Here is an 18601-nt window from a genome sequence, read left to right as displayed (position 1 = left end):
CTGGCGCCCGCCTGACCGGCGGACTCCCGAAGGGAGCAGCACATGACGCAGAAGTCACAGGATTCCCTCGACCGGAACGACATCGTCGAGTTGTGTACGAGATTCGGGTGGTTGTTCGACCAGCAGAACTGGTCGGCCCTCGCCGAGTTGTTCACCGACCAGGTGGTCGCCGGATCGCCCGGCGAGCAGTTCACCGTGCCCCGGCAGCAGTTGGTGGACGACTGGTCCGCGCAGGTCGGCCGGGCGCGCTCGATCCACCGCCAGATCACCGACCACCTGGTCGAGGCCGACGCCGACGGAACCGCCACCTGCGCGGCCAAGTACCAGCTGCGGCTGGTCGGTTCGGCCGTCGACCGGGACCCGCGGGTGGAGACCAGCGGGCACTACCGCTTCGACCTGCGCCGCACCGGGGACGGCTGGCGGATAGCCGGCATCACCGACACCGTGCTCTGGCGCAGCGGCGATGCGGCGGTGGCGGCCCGACCCGGCGGCGAGGCCCAGCAGGTGGCCCGCACCTTCCTGGCCGCGGTCGCCGCCCGCGACCTGGACGCCGCCTTCGCCTGCCTGGCCGACGACGTGGTGATGGACATGCCGCTCGCCCCGCCCGGCGCCCCGACCCGGCTGGTCGGCGACCAGGTCCGCACCCTCTACACCGGGGTCGCGGCCGTCATGAAGGAGATCGACCTCCCGGTGGTCCGCAGCGAGGCCTTCGCCGATCCGCAGTGGGCGCTGGTCGAGTACCTGAGCAAGATGGTCCTGCCGAACGGCGCCGACTACACCAACCACTACTACGGCATGTTCCAGGTGGTGGACGGCAAGATCACGGTGCTGCGTGAGCTCTACGACACCTACGCCTACGCCGAGCAGGTGCCGGCGGAAATGCGGTTCGCGCCCAGCGAGGGGGAAGCCTGATGACGACTGCTCAGACCGGACTGCTCGGAGTCGGCGTGCCGCTCTCGGGCGCCTGGGCGACTCCCGACAACCAGAAGGGGATCGCCGGGCTGGCGGAGGAGCTCGGCTACCACTCGTTGTGGACGTTCAGCCGCCTGCTCTTCCCGCTCTCCACCGACGACGCCGAGTGGACCTCCGAGTTCGAGCCGGCCTTCAACCACGGTGTGGCGGAGCCGGTCACCACGCTGGCCCAGGTCGCCGCCGTTACCAGCCGGGTGCGGCTCGGCTTCTCGGTGATCAACGCGCCGTTCACCGCGCCCGCGATGCTGGCCAAGCAGCTGATCCAGCTGGACCGGATCTCCGGCGGCCGGCTCGACGTCGGCCTCGCCCAGGGCTGGTCCCAGGAGGAGTTCATCGCCGCCGGGGTGCCGATGGGCCGCCGGGTGGCCCGGATGCTGGAGTACGCCGAGGTCATGCGGCGCATGTGGGAAGGCGAAATCGCCGAGTACAAGGGCGAGTTCACCGAGCTTCCGCGCACCCTGGTGCGGCCGCGGCCGGACCAGGAGACCTTCCCGCTGCTGCTCGGCGGCTCCACCCCGGAGGCCTTCGCCCGGGCCGGGCGGGTGGCCCAGGGCTGGGTCAGCCCCGGATTCGTGACCCTGAGCGACATCGCCACCGCCTCCCGCGGTGTGCGGGCCGCCGCCGAGAAGGCCGGCCGCGACCCGGAGGCGTTCCGGGTGGTGGTGCGGGCCACCACGTTCCTCGACACCGACCAGCAGGCGCTGCGCCCGGACGGCGAACGCGAGCTGTTCCGGGGCCCGTTCGAGCAGGTGGTCGAGGACCTCCACCGCTGCTGGGAGGCGGGCGCCACCGAGATCTTCCTCGACTTCAACTTCGATCCCGCGATCGTCGGCCCGGACATCACGCCCGAGGCCGCCCGCACCCGGGTCACGAAGGCCCTGGAGGCCTTCGCGCCCATGACCGCCGCGCGGCCACAGGGCTAGCGCGGAGCACCGACGAACCACCGCGAGCAGCGGCCCCGGCCGCTGAAGGGGCATCATGGACCGGACCACACAACCAGGAACCCAACAGGACACCCAGGCGGGAGCGTCCCCCGCCGCCACCCAGGCCGGCGCCACCGGCCCGCTGGTGGTCGCGGTCGCCTGTCTGGGGTTCTTCATCACCACGCTCGACACCACGGTGGTCAACGTGGCGCTGCCGGCCATCGGGCGGCAGTGGGGCAATCAGGTCTCCGGACTGCAGTGGGTGGTGGACGCCTACACCCTGGTCTTCGCGGCCCTGCTGCTCTCGGCCGGGTCGGTGGCCGACCGGATCGGCGCCTCCAAGGCGTTCGGCTGGGGTCTGGCCATGTTCACCGTCATGTCCGCGATCTGCGGCTTCGCACCGAACCTGGGCACCCTGATCGCCGCCCGGGCGGTGCAGGGCGCGGCGGCGGCCGTGATGCTGCCGGCCTCGCTCTCGCTGGTCCGGCAGGCCTACGGCGACCCGGCGGGCCGGGCCCGCGGCATCGCGCTCTGGACCGCCGGTGGTGGTGTCGCGGTGGCCGCCGGACCGGTGGTCGGCGGCGCGCTCACCGACGGGCTGGGTTGGCGGTGGATCTTCTTCATCAACCTGCCGGTCGGGATCGCGGCGCTGGCCGGACTGGTCAAGGCGCCCAAGTCGCGCCCCGGCACCGCCTCGCTCGACCTCGGCGGCCAGTTCACCGCCGTGGCGGCGCTGGCCGGGCTGGTCTTCGCGGTGATCAACGGCGGCGCCCACGGCTGGACCGCGACCGGCACGCTGCTCGCGCTGCTGGTGTTCGTGGTCTGCGCGGTGTCGTTCGTGGTGATCGAGAGCCGCCAGGAGCGCCCGGCGGTGCCGCTCAGCCTGTTCCGCCACCGTGCGGTGGCGCTCTGCACCTGCACCGGTTTCGCGCTGAACTTCAGCTACTACGGCTTCGTCTTCGTGCTCACGCTGTACTTCCAACAGCTGCGCGGGGCCTCGCCGTTGAGCGCCGGTCTGATGTTCGTGCCGATGACCGCCTTCACCACCGTGGTCAATGTGACCGCCGGGCGGCTGACCAACCGGTTCGGGCCGCGGTTGCCGCTGATCATCGGGGTGCTGATCCAGGCCGCCGGCCTGCTGGCGCTGCTGGTGGTCGGCCGGCACACCGCGATCGCCCTGGTGCTGGTGCTGCTGGTGCCGCTGGGCATCGGCGGTGGGCTGGCGGTGCCGCCGCTGACCACCGCGATGCTGGAGTCGGTGGAGCACGAGCGGGCCGGCCTGGCCTCGGGCATCCTCAACTCCGCCCGGCAGATCGGCGGTGCGATCGGGGTCGCGGTGTTCGGCGCCCTGGCCGCCAGCGGCTCGGGCTTCATCGCCGGCATGCACCTGTCCATGCTGGTCTCGGCGGTCGCCCTGCTGCTGGCCGTCGCCGCCGTCGCGGCCCTGCTGCCGGCCCGACTGCACCACTCAGGCTGACTGACCGACCCATCCTCAGGAGGAAGAACCATGGAGATACAGCGGTTCGTCGCCGGCCGTCGCGCCGACGGCTCGTCGGTGGTGGACGCGCAGGGGCCGGTCGACCCGGTCGTCCTGAGGGCGATGCCCGGCTATGAGTTCTTCCGGGTGTGGGGTGCCGACGGCACGCCCGCCGTCGGCACCGGCTCCGAGGCCGCGAGCTTCGAGCCGTACTTCCCGGCCGAGCCGGGCGCCTTCCGCTTCGTGGTGGTCAACTGGCCGCCGGACGGCGCCGCGGCGGCCCCGGAGGGCGATCCGGCGGAGCTGTTCGCCGAGGTCGAGCAGACCTTCCCGGGCATGCTGGCCGCGATCACCCCCGACGAGGCCGGACGGCACGCCACCGACACCGTCGATCTGATGGTGGTGCTCCAGGGCGAGCTGTGCCTGGAGCTGGAGGACGGCACCGAGACCAAGCTGACGGCCGGCAGCTGCGTGGTGCAGCGCGGCACCCGGCACGCCTGGCACAACCGCAGCGACCGGCCCGCGCTGGCCGCCTACGTCTTCCTCGGTGCGGAGTCGGCCGCCGGCTGAGCCGGCTCGGCCGAGCCGGCGGATCAGGCCAGCGGATCGTCGTCGCCGTACGGACGCAGCCGCAGCGTGCGGGCGTCCAGGGCGCGGATCCGCTCGGCCTGCGCCACCAACTGCTCCAGGTCGTCGCGACCGGCGTGGATGAACCGCCCGTGCAGCGCGTCGAAGCGCCCACGGGCGGCGTCCACGGCGACCGCCACCATGTAGGGGATGCTGTTCCACTCCGTCCTGTCCTTGAACATCGGCATGCCGGCCGTCATGTCGGTGGCCACCGCCCCGGGGCTGACGTCCAGCACCACCACGTGGTGGGCGGCCAGCGAGTCGGCGATGTTGTCGGAGAGTTGGAGCAGCGCCCCCTTGGAGGTGGCGTAGGCGGTGTAGTGGCCGTCGGGCCGCACCGCGAAGCCGGAGTTGAGGTTGATGACCCGGCCGCGGCGGCGGGCCACCATGCCGGGCAGCACGCTGCGCAGCAGATTGAACGGCCCCCGCAGGTTGACCTCGATCACCTGCCACCACTGCCCCGCGTCGACCTCCCAGATCGGCACCTCGGTCCGGTCCACCTGACCGGCGTTGTTGACCAGCAGGTCGATCGGCCCGAGGTCCCGCTCGACGCTGCGCACCGCCTCGCGCACCGCGCCGAGCTTGGTCACGTCGACGGTCACGGCGATCCCCCGGGCGCCCTCCTTGGCGCAGGCCTTGAGCGTCCCGGTGAGGGTCTCCAGCGTCCGGCCGACCAGCCCCACGGCCATGCCCTCGGCGGCCAGCCCGAGCGCGATCTCCCGTCCGATGCCCCGCCCGGCCCCGGTGATCAGCGCGACCTGCCCCTCCAACGTGCCGCTGCGCATCGCCGCTCCCTCCACCGCCTACCGGATGCCGACCGCCCGGCCCGGTTGTCCCGGACAGCATGCGCGGCCGGGCCGGACCCCGGTGCCGGACCACACGGGCCCGGCTGCCGCGATCATTCGAATGGGCGTCATTCGAACGGCGTAATGGCCGATTGCGTGGGGCACTGGCCCCACCGAGGCGTGCCAGGTAGTACGGTCGAGCGACAACGGTCGAGCCGGCCGGGCGGCGATCCCGCCCATCCGGACTTCGGAAAGGCAAGTTGAGTGAGCGACATCGCGCGCGTAGGGGTGGTCGGCTGCGGCCTCATGGGGTCGGGCATCGCCGAGGTCTTCGCCCGCTCCGGACTGGACGTGATGGTCTCGGAGGCCAGTGCCGAGGCGCTGGAGTTCGGCCGGGCCCGGGTGGGCAACTCGCTGGACACCGCCGTCAAGCGCGGCAAGCTCACCGTCGAGCAGCGTGACGAGGCGCTGGGCCGGATCACCTTCACCACCGAGCTGGCCGACTTCGCCGACCGCGACCTGGTGGTCGAGGCGGTCGCCGAGATCGAGGAGATCAAGGTCAAGATCTTCCAGACCCTGGACCAGGTGGTCACCCGCCGGGACGCGGTGCTGGCCTCCAACACCTCCTCGATCCCGATCGTGAAGCTGGCCGCCGCCACCAGTCGCCCCGAGCAGGTGATCGGCCTGCACTTCTTCAACCCGGCGCCGGTGCAACGGCTGGTCGAGGTGATCCCCACCCTGACCACCTCCGCCGAGACCACCACCCGGATCGAGACCTTCGCGGTCGAGGCGCTCGGCAAGGAGCCGATCCGGGCCCGCGACCGGGCCGGCTTCGTGGTCAACGCGCTGCTGGTGCCGTACCTGCTCGCCGCCGTCCGGATGTTCGAGTCGGGCGTGGCCACCGCCGCCGACATCGACAAGGGCATGGAGGCCGGCTGCGCCCACCCGATGGGCCCGCTACGGCTGTGCGACCTGATCGGCCTGGACACCATCGCCTCGATCGCCGACAGCATGTACGCCGAGTACAAGGAGCCGCTGTACGCCGCTCCGCCGCTGCTCTCCCGGATGGTCGACGCCGGTCTGCTCGGCCGCAAGTCCGGCCGCGGCTTCTACGACTACACCGCCACGGCCTGACCGAGCGCCGACCGGGTCGGGCTCGCCCACCGGGCGGGCCCGACCCGGTCGGTACTGTGGTACCCGAACAGAACAGATCGGGGAAGGCCGAGTGTGCTCATGACCACGCCGCAAGGGCGGCTCTCGGCGTTCCGGGCGGCGCTGCTGCGCCGAGCAGGCTGGGTGCTGGCCGTCTCACTGACGGTGCATCTGGTGATCACGGTGCTGGGCGCCGACATGTTCGACCTCAAGGTCTACTACCAGGGCTCCCCCAGCCTGCTGCACGGCACGCTCTACGACTTCAAGCTGCACCGCTCGGACCCGCACGCCCAGCCGCTGCCGTTCACCTATCCGCCGTTCGCGGCGGCGGTCTTCCTGCCGCTGGCCGCGCTGCCCTGGCCGGTCGCGGCCGGTGTCTGGCACCTGCTGTCACTGGGCGCGCTGTGGCTGGTGGTGCACTGCTCGTTCCGGCTGCTCGGCCACCGGGAGCCGCGCCGGCCCGCGATGCTCTGGACGGCCCTGGCGCTCTGGCTGGAGCCGGTGCGGCACAGCCTGGGCCTCGGGCAGATCGACCTGATCCTGGCCGCGATCGTGCTGGTCGGCCTGACCCGCGGCCGGTCAGCCGCGGCCGGTGCCGGCGTCGGCATCGCCGCCGGGCTGAAGCTGGTCCCGGCCGTCACCGGCCTGTACTTCCTGGCGGCCCGCAAGTGGCGGGCGGCCGTCTGGTCGGCGGTGGTCTTCTTCGCCACCGTCGGCGCGGCCTGGGCGATCGACCCCAGGGACTCCTCCGAGTACTGGTTCCACGAGCTCTACGACACCAGCCGGGTCGGCCAGGTGGCCTCCTTCGAGAACCAGTCGCTGCGCGGCGCCGTCGCCCGCACCCTGGGCCATGACGGCGGCCTGTCCGTGCTCTACTGCGTGCTGGCGCTCGCGGCGCTGGCCGGTGGCCTGCTGGCGCTGCGGGCGGCCACCCGGCGCGGCGAGACCCTCGCCATGGTGGTCACCGTCCAGCTGCTCGGGCTGCTGCTCGGCCCGATCTCCTGGAGCCACCACTACGTCTGGTGCCTGCCCACCCTGATCTGCCTGGCGCACGGGCCGATCCGGCGCAGCCGGGCCGGGCAGCTGGCGATCGCCGCCTGGCTGGTGGCCGCCGGCAGCTGGATGGTGCCGGCCGCCGGCAAGGCCGCCGCCCACCTGGCCCCGGGTACCGCGCTGCCCTGGTACCTGGTGGCGCTCGCCTGGAGCTACCCGGTCTGCGCGGGGCTGACCTTCCTGGCCGTCGCCCGGGGCGGCCGCACGCCCGCGGCGACGGCGCGACCGCCCCGGCCGGCGCTGGTCGAGCAGGCCGTCCTGGACTGACGCTCGAAAAAACCTTCCCGAGAAAGACGGCGGCGACCGATGAGTTCGGTCGCCGCCGTCCGTCCACTCTCCCGGAAGAGCCGACCACCCGCCTGGAGAGGGCACACGCATGAGCTACGCCGAGGTCAACGGAGTCAACCTCTACTACACCGAGCAGGGCTCGGGCGAGCCGCTGGTGCTGCTGCACGGCGGCCTCGGCTCCACCGAGATGGTCGCGCCGCTGATCCCGGCGCTGGCCGAGCACCGCCGGGTGATCGCGGTCGACCTGCAGGGCCACGGCCGCACCGCGGACGTCGACCGGCCGATCCGCTACCAGACGCTGGGTGACGACATCGCCGCCCTGATCAAGCACCTCGGCCTGGGCCGGGCCGATCTGCTGGGCTACTCGTTCGGCGGTTCCACCGCGCTGCGCACCGCGATCCAGCACCCGGAGCTGGTCCGGCGCCTGGTGGTGGTCTCGATCGCGTTCGCCCGGTCCGGCTGGTACCCGGAGATCCTGGAGGCCATGGGCGAGATGGGCCCGGAGTCGGCCGAGGCCATGAAGCCCTCCCCGATCTACCAGACCTACGCCGCCGTCGCGCCGCGCCCCGAGGACTGGCCGCTGCTGCACACCAAGATGAGCGACCTGCTGACCCAGGAGTACGACTGGTCCACCGAGGTGGCCGCCCTCAACGTGCCCACCCTGCTGGCCTTCGCCGACGCCGACTCGATCACCCCGGCGCACATGGTCGAGTTCTGGCGGCTGCTCGGCGGCGGCCAGCGGGACGCGGGCTGGGCCGCCGCGGACCGCCCGGTCTCCCGGCTCGCCGTGCTGCCCGGCGCCACCCACTACGACGTGCTGCACGCCCCGGCCCTGCTCCCGGCGGCCATCTCGTTCCTCACCGCGTGAAACAGCGTGGGGCCCCGGCCAACCGGCCGGGGCCCCACGGGTGTTGGCGGCGGTTACGCCCCGCGCAGCACCGCGCCGGTCCGCTCGGCGGCGGTGGCGACGGCGGCCTCGCGGGCGGCGGAGGCCTCGTCGGCGGTCAGCGTGCGGTCGGTGGCCCGGAACCGCAGCGCGTAGGCCAGCGACTTCTTGCCCTCGCCCACCTGCTCACCGGTGAAGACGTCGAACAGCCGGATCGCCTCCAGCAGTTCGCCCGCGCCGTCCCGCAGCGCGGCCTCCACCTGGGCGGCGGGGACCTCGCTGTCCACGATCAGCGCGACGTCCTGGGTGGCCACCGGGAAGGTGGACACCGTCGGCCCCTGCACCCGCTGCTCGCCGTCGGCGGCCAGCGCGTCCAGGTCCAGCTCCATCACCGAGGTGCGCTCCGGCAGGTGCAGCGACTTGACCACCCGCGGGTGCAGCTCGCCGGCGTAGCCGACGACCCGGTCGGTGCCGGCGACCAGCAGCTCCGCGCAGCGCCCGGGGTGCCAGGGGTCGTTCTGGCCCTGACGCACCGCCAGCTCCACGCCGGCCGCGCGCGCCACCACCCGGGCCGCCTCCACGGCGTCCGCCCAGCCGGCCTGCCCGCCCTTGCCCCACCAGCCGGAGGGCAGCCGCTCCCCGGCCAGCGCCACCGCGACATGGCGCGGCTGCTTGGGCAGCGCGGCGTCCAGCTCGGCCAGCTCGGCGTCGGTCGGCCGCCGGTCGACGGCCGGGCGCGGCGCCACCTTCGCCTGTGCGTCGGGCAGGAAGACCAGCCCGGTCTCGAAGATCGCCAGATCGGTGTTGCCGCGGCCGACGTTGCGGCGCAGCGCCCCGAGCAGGCCCGGCAGCAGCGTGGTGCGCAGCGCCGGCTCCTCGTCGTTCAGCGGGTTGACCAGCTTGACGGTGCGGCGGCGGACGTCGTCCGCGGCCAGGCCCAGGTCGTCGAAGGCGGCGTCGCCGATGAACGGGTAGGCGTTGATCTCGACGTAGCCGGCCCCGGCCAGCGCCACGCCGATCCGGCGGTGCATCCGCTGGGCCGCCGTCAGCCCCTGGCCCGGCGGCACCTGGGGCATCCGGGCGGGCACGTTGTCGTAGCCCTCCAGCCGGATGACCTCCTCCGCCAGGTCGTTGGGGTCGGTCAGGTCGGGGCGCCAGGTCGGCGGGGTGACCTCCAGCAGGTCGGCCCCGATCACCGTGCAGCCGACCTCCTGCAGCCGGCGGGCGACCGTCTCCCGGCCGTACGGCGTGCCCGCGACCCGGTCCGGCAGATCGGCCGCGATGGTGATGATGCGCACCGGGTGCGGGGCGGCGATGTCGGTGACCCCGGCCTCGGCCGTGCCGCCGGCGATCAGCACCAGCAGGTCGACGGCGCGCTGCGCGGCGGCCCGGGCGGCCTCCGGGTCGACCCCGCGCTCGAAGCGCTTGGAGGCCTCGGAGGGCAGCTTGTGCCGCTTGGCGGTGCGGGCGATGGCGACCGGGTCGAAGCGCGCCGCCTCGATGATCACCTCGGTGGTGCCGGTGACCTGGCCGGTCTCCGGGTCGGCCACCGGGTCGAGGATCTCGGTCGAGGCGCCGCCCATCACGCCGGCCAGGCCGATCGGGCCGGACTCGTCGCAGATCAGCAGGTCCTCGTCGGACAGCTTGCGCTTGACCCCGTCCAGGGTGGTCAGGGTCTCGCCGGCGGCCGCGCGGCGGACCGTGATCGCGCCCGAGACGCGGTTCCGGTCGTAGGCGTGCAGCGGCTGACCGATCTCCAGCATCACGTAGTTGGTGATGTCGACGGTCAGCGAGATCGGCCGGATGTGCATCTTCTGCAGGCGGCGCTGCAGCCAGATCGGCGACTTGGCGGCCGGGTCGACGCCCGTCACGGTGCGGGCCACGAAGCGGTCGCAGCCGGCCGGGTCGGCGACCTTGACCAGGTAGCCGTAGGAGTTGGCCGGCGGGGTGTCCAGCAGCGCCGGGTCGGCCAGCGGCAGCCCGAAGGCGGCGGCGGCCTCCCGGGCCACGCCGCGCATCGACAGGCAGTAGCCGCGGTCGGGGGTGACGGCGATGTCCAGCACCTCGTCGACCAGCTGCAGCAGCTCGATCGCGTCGGTGCCGGGCTCGTAGTGCTCCGGCAGCACGATGATGCCGTCGTGGTCATCGCCCATGCCGAGCTCGCGGGCCGAGCAGATCATGCCGGCCGAGGTGCGGCCGTAGGTCTGCCGGGCCGAGATCGGGAACGGACCGGGCAGCACGGCGCCGGGCAGCACCACGACCACCTTGTCGCCGACCTTGAAGTTCCGCGCGCCGCAGACGATCTCCTGCGGCTCGCCGGTGCCGTTGGCGTCGCCGACGTTGACCATGCAGTAGCGGATCGGCTTCTTGAAGCCGGTCAGCTCCTCGATGGAGAGCACCTCGCCGACCGCCAGCGGGCCCTTGAGGTCGGCGCCGAGCTGCTCGACGGTCTCGACCTCCAGGCCGGCCTGGATCAGCTTCTCGGCGACCTCGCGACCGGTGACCGTCGTCGGCAGGTCGACGTACTCGCGCAGCCAGGAAAGCGGGACGCGCATCAGATCTCCACCCCGAACGGGAGAGTGAAACGGACGTCACCCTCGACCATGTCGCGCATGTCGGCGACGTTGTGACGGTTCATCAGGATCCGCTCCAGGCCCAGGCCGAACGCGAACCCGCTGAAGCGCTCCGGATCCACCCCGGAGGCCACCAGCACCCGCGGGTTGACCACGCCGCAGCCGCCGAGCTCGATCCAGCCCTCGGAGGAGCAGGTGCGGCACGGGCGGTCCGGGTTGCCCACGCTCTCACCGCGGCACACGAAGCAGAGCAGGTCGACCTCGGCGCTCGGCTCGGTGAACGGGAAGTACGAGGGACGCCAGCGCAGCGGCAGCTCGTCGCCGATCAGCTTGGAGACCAGCAGCTCGATGGTGCCCTTGAGGTCGGCGAAGGTGATGCCCTCGTCCACCGCGATGCCCTCGACCTGGCGGAACACCGGGTGTGGGTGGCGTCCAGCTCGTCGGTGCGGTAGACCCGGCCCGGGCAGACCGCGTACAGCGGCGGTTCCTTGGCCAGCATGGTGCGGATCTGCACCGGCGAGGTCTGGGTGCGCAGCACCATGCCGGAGTCGGCCGAGCCGTCGGCGGCGGCCACGAAGAAGGTGTCCTGCATGGAGCGGGCCGGGTGGTCCGGGCCCAGGTTGAGCGCGTCGAAGTTCAGCCACTCGGCCTCGACCTCGGGGCCCTCGGCGATCGAGTAGCCCATCGCGACGAAGGTGTCCTCGATCCGCTCGGCCAGCGTGGTCAGCGGGTGGCGGGCACCGCGCGGCACCCGGTCGTACGGCAGCGTGACGTCCACCGCCTCCTCGACCAGCACCCGGGCGTCGCGCTCGGCCTCCAGCTCGGCCTGACGCTGCGCCAGGGCCTTGTTGACCGCACCGCGGGCCTGGCCGATCAGCTTGCCGGCGGCGGCCTTGGCCTGCGGCGGCAGCGCGCCGATCTCGCGGTTGGCGAGCGCGAGCGGGGAACGGTCGCCGGTGTGCGCGACCTTGGCCTGCTTCAGCTCCTCCAGGCTGCCGGCGGCGGCGAAGGCGGCGACCGCCTCGTCACGGGCGCGCTCGACCTCTTCGGGCTTCAATGCCTCGACCTCCACCGGGTCGTAGGACTTGTTGGGTGCCGACATCTCGATGTTTTCCCGTGCTCCTGCTCGTCTTGGTGGCGTTACACCAGGTCGAGTGTAGTCGCGCCCGGTGGTTGCCCTGGTTGGGGACGGCCCGCCGGGCCCGTGCAGCAGGTCCTGTCAGACCATGAACTCGGGCACCCCGGCGGGCAGGATAAATCGGAACCGTGCGCCGCCGCCGGGCCCCCGGTCGATCCGGATGGTGCCGCCGTGCGCCTCGACGATGCCCTTGACGATGTAGAGGCCGAGGCCCGTCCCGCCGCGCTTGGAACCGCGCCAGAAGCGGGTGAAGACGCGCGGCATCGACTCCTCCGGAATGCCGCTGCCCTCGTCGCTCACGGTGACCGCCGTTCCCTCCACGACCCGCGGCGCCGTGCCCGGGTGCTCCCAACTGGCCGGCTCCACGATCTCCTTGGCCGGCGCCACCTCGATGGTGACAGTTCCCTCACCGTGCCGCACCGCGTTTTCCAGCAGGTTGGCCAGCACCTGGTCGACCTTGTCCGGGTCGGCCCACTGCTGCGGCAGGCCCTCGGCGAGCCGGATGTCGAACCGCTCGGCCGGGGTCCCGGCGGCCACCTTGCCCGCCACCTGCCGGCGCACCGCCACGGCCAGGTCGACCACCTGCTTGCGGATCTCCAGCCGCCCGGCGTCGATCCGGGAGATGTCCAGCAGCTCGGCGATCAAGCGGGTGACCCGGTCGGCGTCCGCGTTCACGGTCTCCAGCATCACCCGCTTCTGGCCGTCGGTGAACCGCTCCCACTTGTTGAGGAGGGTGGCCGTGAAGCCCTTGACGCTGGTCAGCGGGGAGCGCAGCTCGTGCGCCACGGTGGCGATCAGCTCGGCGTGGGCCCGCTCGGTGCGCTGCCGGGCCTCGGTGCCGCGCAGTGCCACCACCAGCCGGCACACCGGCCCCTTGGCGCGCTCGCGGACGTACTGGGCGCAGACCAGCACCTCGCGGTTGGAGCCGGGCAGCAGCAGATTGCGCTCCGGCTGCCGGCTGCGGATCGCCAACCCGCCGTACGGATCGGTCAGTTGCCACCAGCGGCGGCCGTCCAGGTCCTCCAGCGGCAGGGCCTCGTCCAGCGGGCGGCCGAGGGCGGCCTGCGGGCTGATCCCGGTGAGCCGGGCCGCGGCGGCGTTGAAGCAGACCACCAGGCCGTTCCGGTCGGCGATCACCAGGCCGTCCGGCAGGTCGTCCGGCCGCAGGCCCTCAAGACCGAGGCCGGACACCGCTTCCCCGGCGGCCATGGGCCGATCCTCGCCGCCGCTCATGGGCGTCCTCCCGATCCCACACGACTCGCGCACATCCAGGCCCCCGCCTGGGACGACCCTAGCGCCCGGTGGCCGACTCGCGACACCCTGCGGGCGAACGCTGGGCGCGAGCGGAGGCGTAGAGGCACACGGCGGCGGCGGTGGCGAGGTTCAGGCTCTCGGCGTGCCCGTGAATGGGGACGCGCACCACCTCGTCGGCCAGTGCGCGGGTCTGCTCCGGCAGCCCCCAGGCCTCGTTGCCGAAGATCCAGGCGGTCGGGGCGCCCAGGGTGCCCTCGTCCAGCTCCTGGTCCAGGTCGCGCTCCCCCGCGCCGTCGGCGGCCAGCACCCGCACCCCGGTCTCCCGCAGCCGGGCCACCACCTCCTCGACCGGCACCCCGACGGCGACCGGCAGGTGGAACAGGCTGCCCACGGAGGCGCGCACCGCCTTGGGGTTGTAGAGGTCCACCGAGGCGTCGGTGAGCACCACGGCGTCCGCGCCGGCCGCGTCCGCGGTGCGCAGCACGGTGCCGGCGTTCCCGGGGTCGCGCACGTTGGCCAGCACCGCGACCAGCTTGGGCCGGCGGCGCAGCACCTCCTCGAACGGCGTGTCGAGGAACCGGCAGAGCGCCACGATGCCCTGCGGCGTGACGGTGTCGCAGATGTCGGCGATCACCTCGTCGGTGGCGGTCAGCACCGGCAGGCCGGCGTTCAGGGCCGACTGGACGATCTCGGCGTGCCGCTCGGCGGCCTCCGGGGTGGCGTAGACCTCGACCACGGCGTGGTCACCCGAGCCAGGGAGCAGCCCGTAGGCCACCGCCTCGCGCACCGCCTGCGGTCCCTCGGCGAGGAAGCGGCGCTCCTTGCCGCGGCTGGCCCGCCGGGCCAGCTTGCGGGCGGCGATCACCCGCGGCGAGCGGAGCGAGCTGAGCAGGGGGGTGTCGGTGCTGGCCATGGTTCGCTTTCTGGTGGACCCGGTTGGAACGGGCGGACCCGTCAACAAGCAGACCCGCAGGCTCCCGGGGAGCCTGCGGGTCTACTGAGCTACGACGCCGATCAGGCGGCGACCTTCGGCGCGTTCACGTCGGTCGGCAGCGCCTTCTGGGCGGCCTCGACGAGCGCGGCGAACGCGTTCGGGTCGTTGACGGCCAGCTCGGCCAGCATCTTGCGGTCGATCTCGATGCTGGCGGCCTTCAGGCCCTGCACGAAGCGGTTGTAGGTCATGCCGTTGGCACGAGCGGCCGCGTTGATGCGCTGGATCCAGAGCTGACGGAAGTCGCCCTTGCGCTTCTTGCGGTCGTTGTAGTTGTAAACGAGCGAGTGGGTGACCTGCTCCTTGGCCTTGCGGTACAGGCGCGAGCGCTGGCCACGGTAGCCGCTGGCGCGCTCCAGGATGACCCGGCGCTTCTTGTGGGCGTTCACTGCCCGCTTGACGCGTGCCACTTCATTACTCCTTGGGTTGGACCACGGACTACTTCACGTGGTCCGTCTTCGTATCGGTCGGGAAGGATCTGCCGGGCTCCGCAGCCGTCAGGCCGCGGCGGGCGATCACTTGCCGAGAAGCTTCTTGATCTTCTTGGCGTCCGCGGGAGCCATCTCGGCGGTGCCGGTCAGACGGCGGGTCAGCGTGGAGGGCTTGTGCTCCAGGAGGTGGCGCTTGCCGGCGCGCTCGCGCAGCACCTTGCCAGAGCCCGTGATCTTGAAGCGCTTGCTCGCGCCACTGTGCGTCTTCTGCTTCGGCATGTCGCCGTATCTCCTCGTCGGTCCGCCTGGGCCCGCGCGGTTTAACGCACACGGGCCCAAGCGCTGGGGGTTCTCCGGTCACCGGGGCGGGAGCCCCGGTACCGCGGTGGCCGGATCACTCAAGACCGGCCGGAGCCCCTGGGGCTCAGGCGTCCTGGGCGACCTCGGCGGCCTGCTCGGCGTCGGCGGCGTCGTCGTCGACGCCGTCCTCCGCCAGGTCCTGGGTCGCGTCCGCGGCAGTGGCCTCAGCAGCGGCGGCGTCGTCGTCATCCTCGGCGGTGTCGGCCGGGCCGGTGGTCCGGCCCAGGCGCTCGGCCTTGCGGGCGTCCTGCGCCGCACGGGCCTCGGCCATCGCCTCGGTCTTCTTCTTGTGCGGGCCGAGAACCATGATCATGTTACGGCCGTCCTGCTTGGCCGAGCTCTCCACGAAGCCCAGGTCCTGGACGTCGTTGGCGAGCCGCTGCAGCAGTCGGAAGCCCAGCTCGGGGCGGGACTGCTCACGACCGCGGAACATGATCGTGATCTTGACCTTGTCGCCCTGCTTGAGGAACCGGACGACGTGACCCTTCTTGGTGTCATAGTCGTGCGGGTCGATCTTCGGCCGGAGCTTCATCTCCTTGATGACCGTGTGCGCCTGGTTCTTGCGCGCCTCACGGGCCTTCATGGCCGACTCGTACTTGAACTTGCCGTAGTCCATGAGCTTGCACACCGGCGGCCGGGCGGTCGCCGCGACCTCGACCAGGTCGAGGTCGTACTCCTGCGCAAGCTCCAGCGCCTTGGCAAGCGGCACGATGCCGACCTGCTCGCCGCTGGGACCGACGAGTCGCACCTCGGGACGCGAATCCGGTCGTTGATGCGGGGCTCGGTGCTGATGGGGCCTCCTCGGTTGCACCTTCTGCGATGCGGCCGTCAGGGGGCGGTCGCACGTAGTGGACTTCGACCATTGGGCGGGGCTTCATGCGTGCTGCGGTACTGCATGGCACCGCGGCACGAAAAAAGCCCCGCTCGCTAGCAAGCAGGGCTCCACACAACCGGGATGTCCGACCAAGGACATCACTGGCGACACTCGGCCGTCACTGGCCGCGGTCGCGGACCGGACCCGTCGACCGCGAGGCCGATCGGGTGGGAGACTGTCGGGCTACTCTTGCGAGTTGCCGGAGTGGAGCCTCCACTTGCTGGCCGGGCACGATGAAGCGCCAGGCCGGTCGCTAAGAACTGTACACGATGGCGGGACGGATTGTCGCCATCGCGTCCTTGTACCCTCCAGGAGTACCGATACAACCTGATGGAATGAGCCTGGCGTGAGCAGCGAGCCCGATTTCGACGACCTGACCCGCGACATCGCGGAGGTGCCGGCCGTCGAGGTGATCACCACCGTCGCGGTGCATCTGATGAGTGCGGCGGCGGTGAAGTGCGGGCTTGCCGAGGGCGGCGACAAGGACAAGGACCTCGACGAGGCCCGCAAGCTGATCACCGCGCTGGCCGGGCTGGTCACCGCCGGTGCGCCCGAGATCAGCAACTTCCACGCCGCCCCGCTGCGGGACGGGCTGCGCTCGCTGCAGCTGGCGTTCCGGGAGGCCTCGGTCGTGCCGGACGCCCCGGGTGCCGGCCCGGGCGAGAAGTTCACCGGGCCGGTCTACTCCTGAGGTCCGGTTCCCAGCGCGCCGGGGACTCGGTCAGGCGCGCTGGTAGAAGCCGCTCCCCGCGGCCGCTGCGGGGAGCAGCGCGAGGTCGAGGCCGCGGGCCAGCCGGACCCGCAGCACCGGGTCGGCCGCCAGCGCGCCGGCCAGCCGCTGCGCCACCTCGGCCACCGGGGCCCCGTCGGCCAGCGCCAGCGCCAGCACCGCGTCGGTCTCGGTGCCCGGGTGCAGCTGGGCCCCCAGCACCTGCGGCTCGGCGGCCAGCAGCGCGGTCAGCGCGGTGCGGACGTCCGGGTCCTCGGCCGGCGGCAGCCAGTCGCGGTTCTCGGCCACCGCACGCAGCCGGGCGCCGGTGAGCAGGTAGGTCACCGGGCCGGCCGGGTCGATCAGCAGGGTGTCGGCCTGCTCCGAGTAGGCGGTCATGGCGGCCTGCGGCGCCGCCACCGGCGCCGGGCGGGCGTCCGCGCGCCAGGCGGACATGGCGGCGAGCGAGGTGAAGGCGGGCAGCGCCCGGCGGCCGTCCGGCGCCTGGATCACCGGCACCGCCATGTCGCTGGTCTTCTCGTGCTTGTGGCCGTGCGCGTCCACCTCGACCTCGCCGAGCAGCGCCACGATCGGCACCATCAGCCGGGCCCCGCGCAGCACGCGCAGCAGCGCCGGCTCGGTGGCCGGATCGGCGGCGAAGGCGGCGAGCGCGGCGGTCAGCGCCGGGTCGGCACCGCCGTCGTCGCCCGCGAAGCCGGGGTCCGGAATGTTCTTGAGCTCGTTCCCACTGTCCACCCGGCGAGCCTAGCCGCTGGTCGCAGGCGCTCGGCGCACAGTGGTGGCCATGACCGAGGTACTGCTCGCGGTGGGCACCCAGAAGGGCCTGTTCCTGGCCCGCAGTTACGGCCGGCGCGATTGGGCGTTCACCGGCCCGCACTTTCCGATGAACGCGGTCTACGCGATCGGCATCGACCGGCGCGGCGGCCGGACCAGGGTGCTGGTCGGCGCCGACAGCAACCACTGGGGCCCGTCGGTGTGGCGCTCGGACGACCTGGGCGCCAGCTGGAACGAGCCGGAACGGCCGGCGGTGAAGTTCCCCGAGCACACCGGTGCCTCGCTGGTGCGGCTCTGGCAGCTGCAGCCGGCCGGCCCGGAGGCGCCGGGCGTGGTCTACGCCGGGACCGAGCCGGCCGCGCTGTTCCGCTCCACCGACCACGGCGAGACCTTCAGCCTGGTGGAACCGCTCTGGACGCACCCGCAGCGCGAGCAGTGGGGCGAGGGCTTCGGCGGACAGGGCCTGCACACGATCCTGACGGACCCCCGGGACCCGGACGCGCTGACCGTGGCGATCTCCTCCGGCGGCGTCTACCGCTCCACCGACGGCGGGGCGGGCTGGGCGCCGTCCAACACCGGGATCAGGACGAGCTTCCTGCCCGAGGAGTACCCGGAGTTCGGGCAGTGCGTGCACAAGATCGCCCCGGACCCGACCGACCCGGACAAGCTGCTGCTGCAGAACCACGGCGGGGTGTTCCGCAGCGACGACGCGGGGGCCAACTGGCGGCCGATGGAGAGCGGCCTGCCCGCGGTGTTCGGCTTCGCGGTGGCCGCCCACCCGCACCGGGCCGGCACCGCCTACCTGGCCCCGCTGGAGGCCGACTACATGCGGATGCCGCCCGGCAAGCGCTGCCGGATCTACCGCACCGAGGACGGCGGCGGCAACTGGCACCCGCTCGCCCAGGGGCTGCCGGACGACGACCACTACGGCGTGGTGCTGCGGGACGCGCTGCGCTGCGACGACGCCGACCCGGCCGGGGTGTACTTCGGCAACCGCAACGGCGAGTTGTACGCCAGCGCCGACGAGGGCGACAGCTGGCACCTGCTCGCCTCGCACCTGCCCGACATCCTCTGCGTCCGGGCGGCCGTGGTCGGCTGAGGCCTGTTCGCGGGCGACGTCCGTTCGCCGCTGTCGCCCGTTCACCGCTGTCGCCCGTTCGCGGCCGACGTCCGTTCGCAGCTGTCCCCCGTTCGCGGCCGACGTCCGTTCGCCGCTGTCCCCCGTTCGCGGCCGACGTCCGTTCGCCGCTGTCCCCCGTTCGCGGCCGACGTCCGTTCGCAGCTGTCCCCGTTCGCGGCCGAGGCCTGTTCAG

At 72.6% G+C, this 18601-nt stretch carries 16 protein-coding genes and 2 pseudogenes; 9 read left to right on the top strand and 9 right to left on the bottom strand.

Features of this window, described 5'->3' with window-relative positions; all coding sequences use genetic code 11:
* The first annotated feature begins 42 nt into the window (after positions 1–42).
* From E6W39_RS33850 to E6W39_RS33835, 4 genes are read left to right on the top strand one after another with little or no spacing between them, the layout of a single operon-like run.
* The gene (locus tag E6W39_RS33850) at positions 43–912 is read left to right on the top strand and encodes a nuclear transport factor 2 family protein (RefSeq protein ID WP_141636724.1); all 870 of its coding nucleotides are present in this window, start codon (positions 43–45) and stop codon (positions 910–912) included.
* The gene (locus E6W39_RS33845) at positions 912–1895 is read left to right on the top strand and encodes an LLM class flavin-dependent oxidoreductase (RefSeq protein ID WP_141636723.1); all 984 of its coding nucleotides are present in this window, start codon (positions 912–914) and stop codon (positions 1893–1895) included. The genes E6W39_RS33850 and E6W39_RS33845 overlap by 1 nt, the downstream gene beginning before the upstream one ends.
* A gap of 55 nt (positions 1896–1950) precedes the next feature.
* Positions 1951–3372, top strand: a complete 1422-nt coding sequence (locus tag E6W39_RS33840; RefSeq protein WP_228718479.1) for an MFS transporter — start codon at positions 1951–1953, stop codon at positions 3370–3372.
* Between the two features lie 30 nt (positions 3373–3402).
* Positions 3403–3942, top strand: coding sequence for a cupin domain-containing protein (locus E6W39_RS33835; RefSeq protein WP_141636722.1), 540 nt, complete (start codon positions 3403–3405; stop codon positions 3940–3942).
* 23 nt (positions 3943–3965) lie between these two features.
* Here E6W39_RS33835 and E6W39_RS33830 read toward each other — a convergent pair whose 3' ends face one another.
* Complete coding sequence (locus tag E6W39_RS33830; protein ID WP_141636721.1) at positions 3966–4784, bottom strand: SDR family NAD(P)-dependent oxidoreductase; 819 nt, start codon at positions 4782–4784, stop codon at positions 3966–3968.
* Between the two features lie 264 nt (positions 4785–5048).
* On the opposite strand from E6W39_RS33830, the gene E6W39_RS33825 reads away from it, so the two are divergent.
* The 3 genes from E6W39_RS33825 (at position 5049) to E6W39_RS33815 (ending at position 8145) form a co-directional block, all read left to right on the top strand.
* Positions 5049–5918, top strand: coding sequence for a 3-hydroxybutyryl-CoA dehydrogenase (locus tag E6W39_RS33825; protein WP_141636720.1), 870 nt, complete (start codon positions 5049–5051; stop codon positions 5916–5918).
* A gap of 99 nt (positions 5919–6017) precedes the next feature.
* Positions 6018–7256 carry a glycosyltransferase 87 family protein gene (locus E6W39_RS33820; protein WP_141636719.1) on the top strand — a complete coding sequence of 413 codons (1239 nt, stop codon included), beginning with the start codon at positions 6018–6020 and terminating at the stop codon, positions 7254–7256.
* Between the two features lie 109 nt (positions 7257–7365).
* Positions 7366–8145 (top strand): alpha/beta fold hydrolase, encoded by a 780-nt coding sequence (locus E6W39_RS33815; protein WP_141636718.1) that lies wholly within the window; start codon positions 7366–7368, stop codon positions 8143–8145.
* A gap of 53 nt (positions 8146–8198) precedes the next feature.
* Here E6W39_RS33815 and pheT read toward each other — a convergent pair whose 3' ends face one another.
* The 7 genes and pseudogenes from pheT to infC form a co-directional block, all read right to left on the bottom strand.
* The gene (pheT, locus tag E6W39_RS33810; RefSeq protein ID WP_141636717.1) at positions 8199–10718 is read right to left on the bottom strand and encodes a phenylalanine--tRNA ligase subunit beta; all 2520 of its coding nucleotides are present in this window, start codon (positions 10716–10718) and stop codon (positions 8199–8201) included.
* Positions 10718–11838 (bottom strand): annotated as a pseudogene (pheS, locus tag E6W39_RS33805) (phenylalanine--tRNA ligase subunit alpha). The gene pheT and the pseudogene pheS overlap by 1 nt, the downstream one beginning before the upstream one ends.
* Positions 11839–11955: 117 nt before the next feature.
* Positions 11956–13083 (bottom strand): sensor histidine kinase, encoded by a 1128-nt coding sequence (locus E6W39_RS33800; protein ID WP_228718478.1) that lies wholly within the window; start codon positions 13081–13083, stop codon positions 11956–11958.
* Between the two features lie 82 nt (positions 13084–13165).
* A complete protein-coding gene (locus E6W39_RS33795) occupies positions 13166–14041 on the bottom strand; it encodes a TrmH family RNA methyltransferase (RefSeq protein WP_141636715.1) in 876 nt (291 codons plus the stop codon).
* Between the two features lie 101 nt (positions 14042–14142).
* A complete protein-coding gene (gene rplT / locus E6W39_RS33790; protein WP_101379384.1) occupies positions 14143–14529 on the bottom strand; it encodes a 50S ribosomal protein L20 in 387 nt (128 codons plus the stop codon).
* Between the two features lie 105 nt (positions 14530–14634).
* Positions 14635–14829: a 50S ribosomal protein L35 gene (gene rpmI / locus E6W39_RS33785; RefSeq protein WP_101379385.1), complete on the bottom strand. Its 195-nt coding sequence runs from the start codon at positions 14827–14829 to the stop codon at positions 14635–14637.
* Positions 14830–14974: 145 nt separating this feature from the next.
* Positions 14975–15702 (bottom strand): annotated as a pseudogene (gene infC, locus E6W39_RS33780) (translation initiation factor IF-3).
* A 428-nt stretch (positions 15703–16130) separates the two neighbouring features.
* Between infC and E6W39_RS33775 the strand changes: the two are divergent.
* Complete coding sequence (locus E6W39_RS33775; RefSeq protein WP_101379387.1) at positions 16131–16475, top strand: DUF1844 domain-containing protein; 345 nt, start codon at positions 16131–16133, stop codon at positions 16473–16475.
* A 30-nt stretch (positions 16476–16505) separates the two neighbouring features.
* Here E6W39_RS33775 and E6W39_RS33770 read toward each other — a convergent pair whose 3' ends face one another.
* Positions 16506–17249, bottom strand: coding sequence for an SseB family protein (locus E6W39_RS33770; protein WP_141636714.1), 744 nt, complete (start codon positions 17247–17249; stop codon positions 16506–16508).
* A gap of 49 nt (positions 17250–17298) precedes the next feature.
* Between E6W39_RS33770 and E6W39_RS33765 the strand changes: the two genes are divergently transcribed.
* Positions 17299–18387: a WD40/YVTN/BNR-like repeat-containing protein gene (locus E6W39_RS33765; RefSeq protein ID WP_141636713.1), complete on the top strand. Its 1089-nt coding sequence runs from the start codon at positions 17299–17301 to the stop codon at positions 18385–18387.
* The last annotated feature ends 214 nt before the right edge of the window (positions 18388–18601 follow it).

Origin of the sequence: Kitasatospora acidiphila, assembly GCF_006636205.1 — a bacterium.
Taxonomy (GTDB): Bacteria; Actinomycetota; Actinomycetes; order Streptomycetales; family Streptomycetaceae; genus Kitasatospora; species Kitasatospora acidiphila.
Note: the sequence above shows the minus strand (reverse complement) of the source record. Positions and strands in the feature narration are given on the sequence as shown.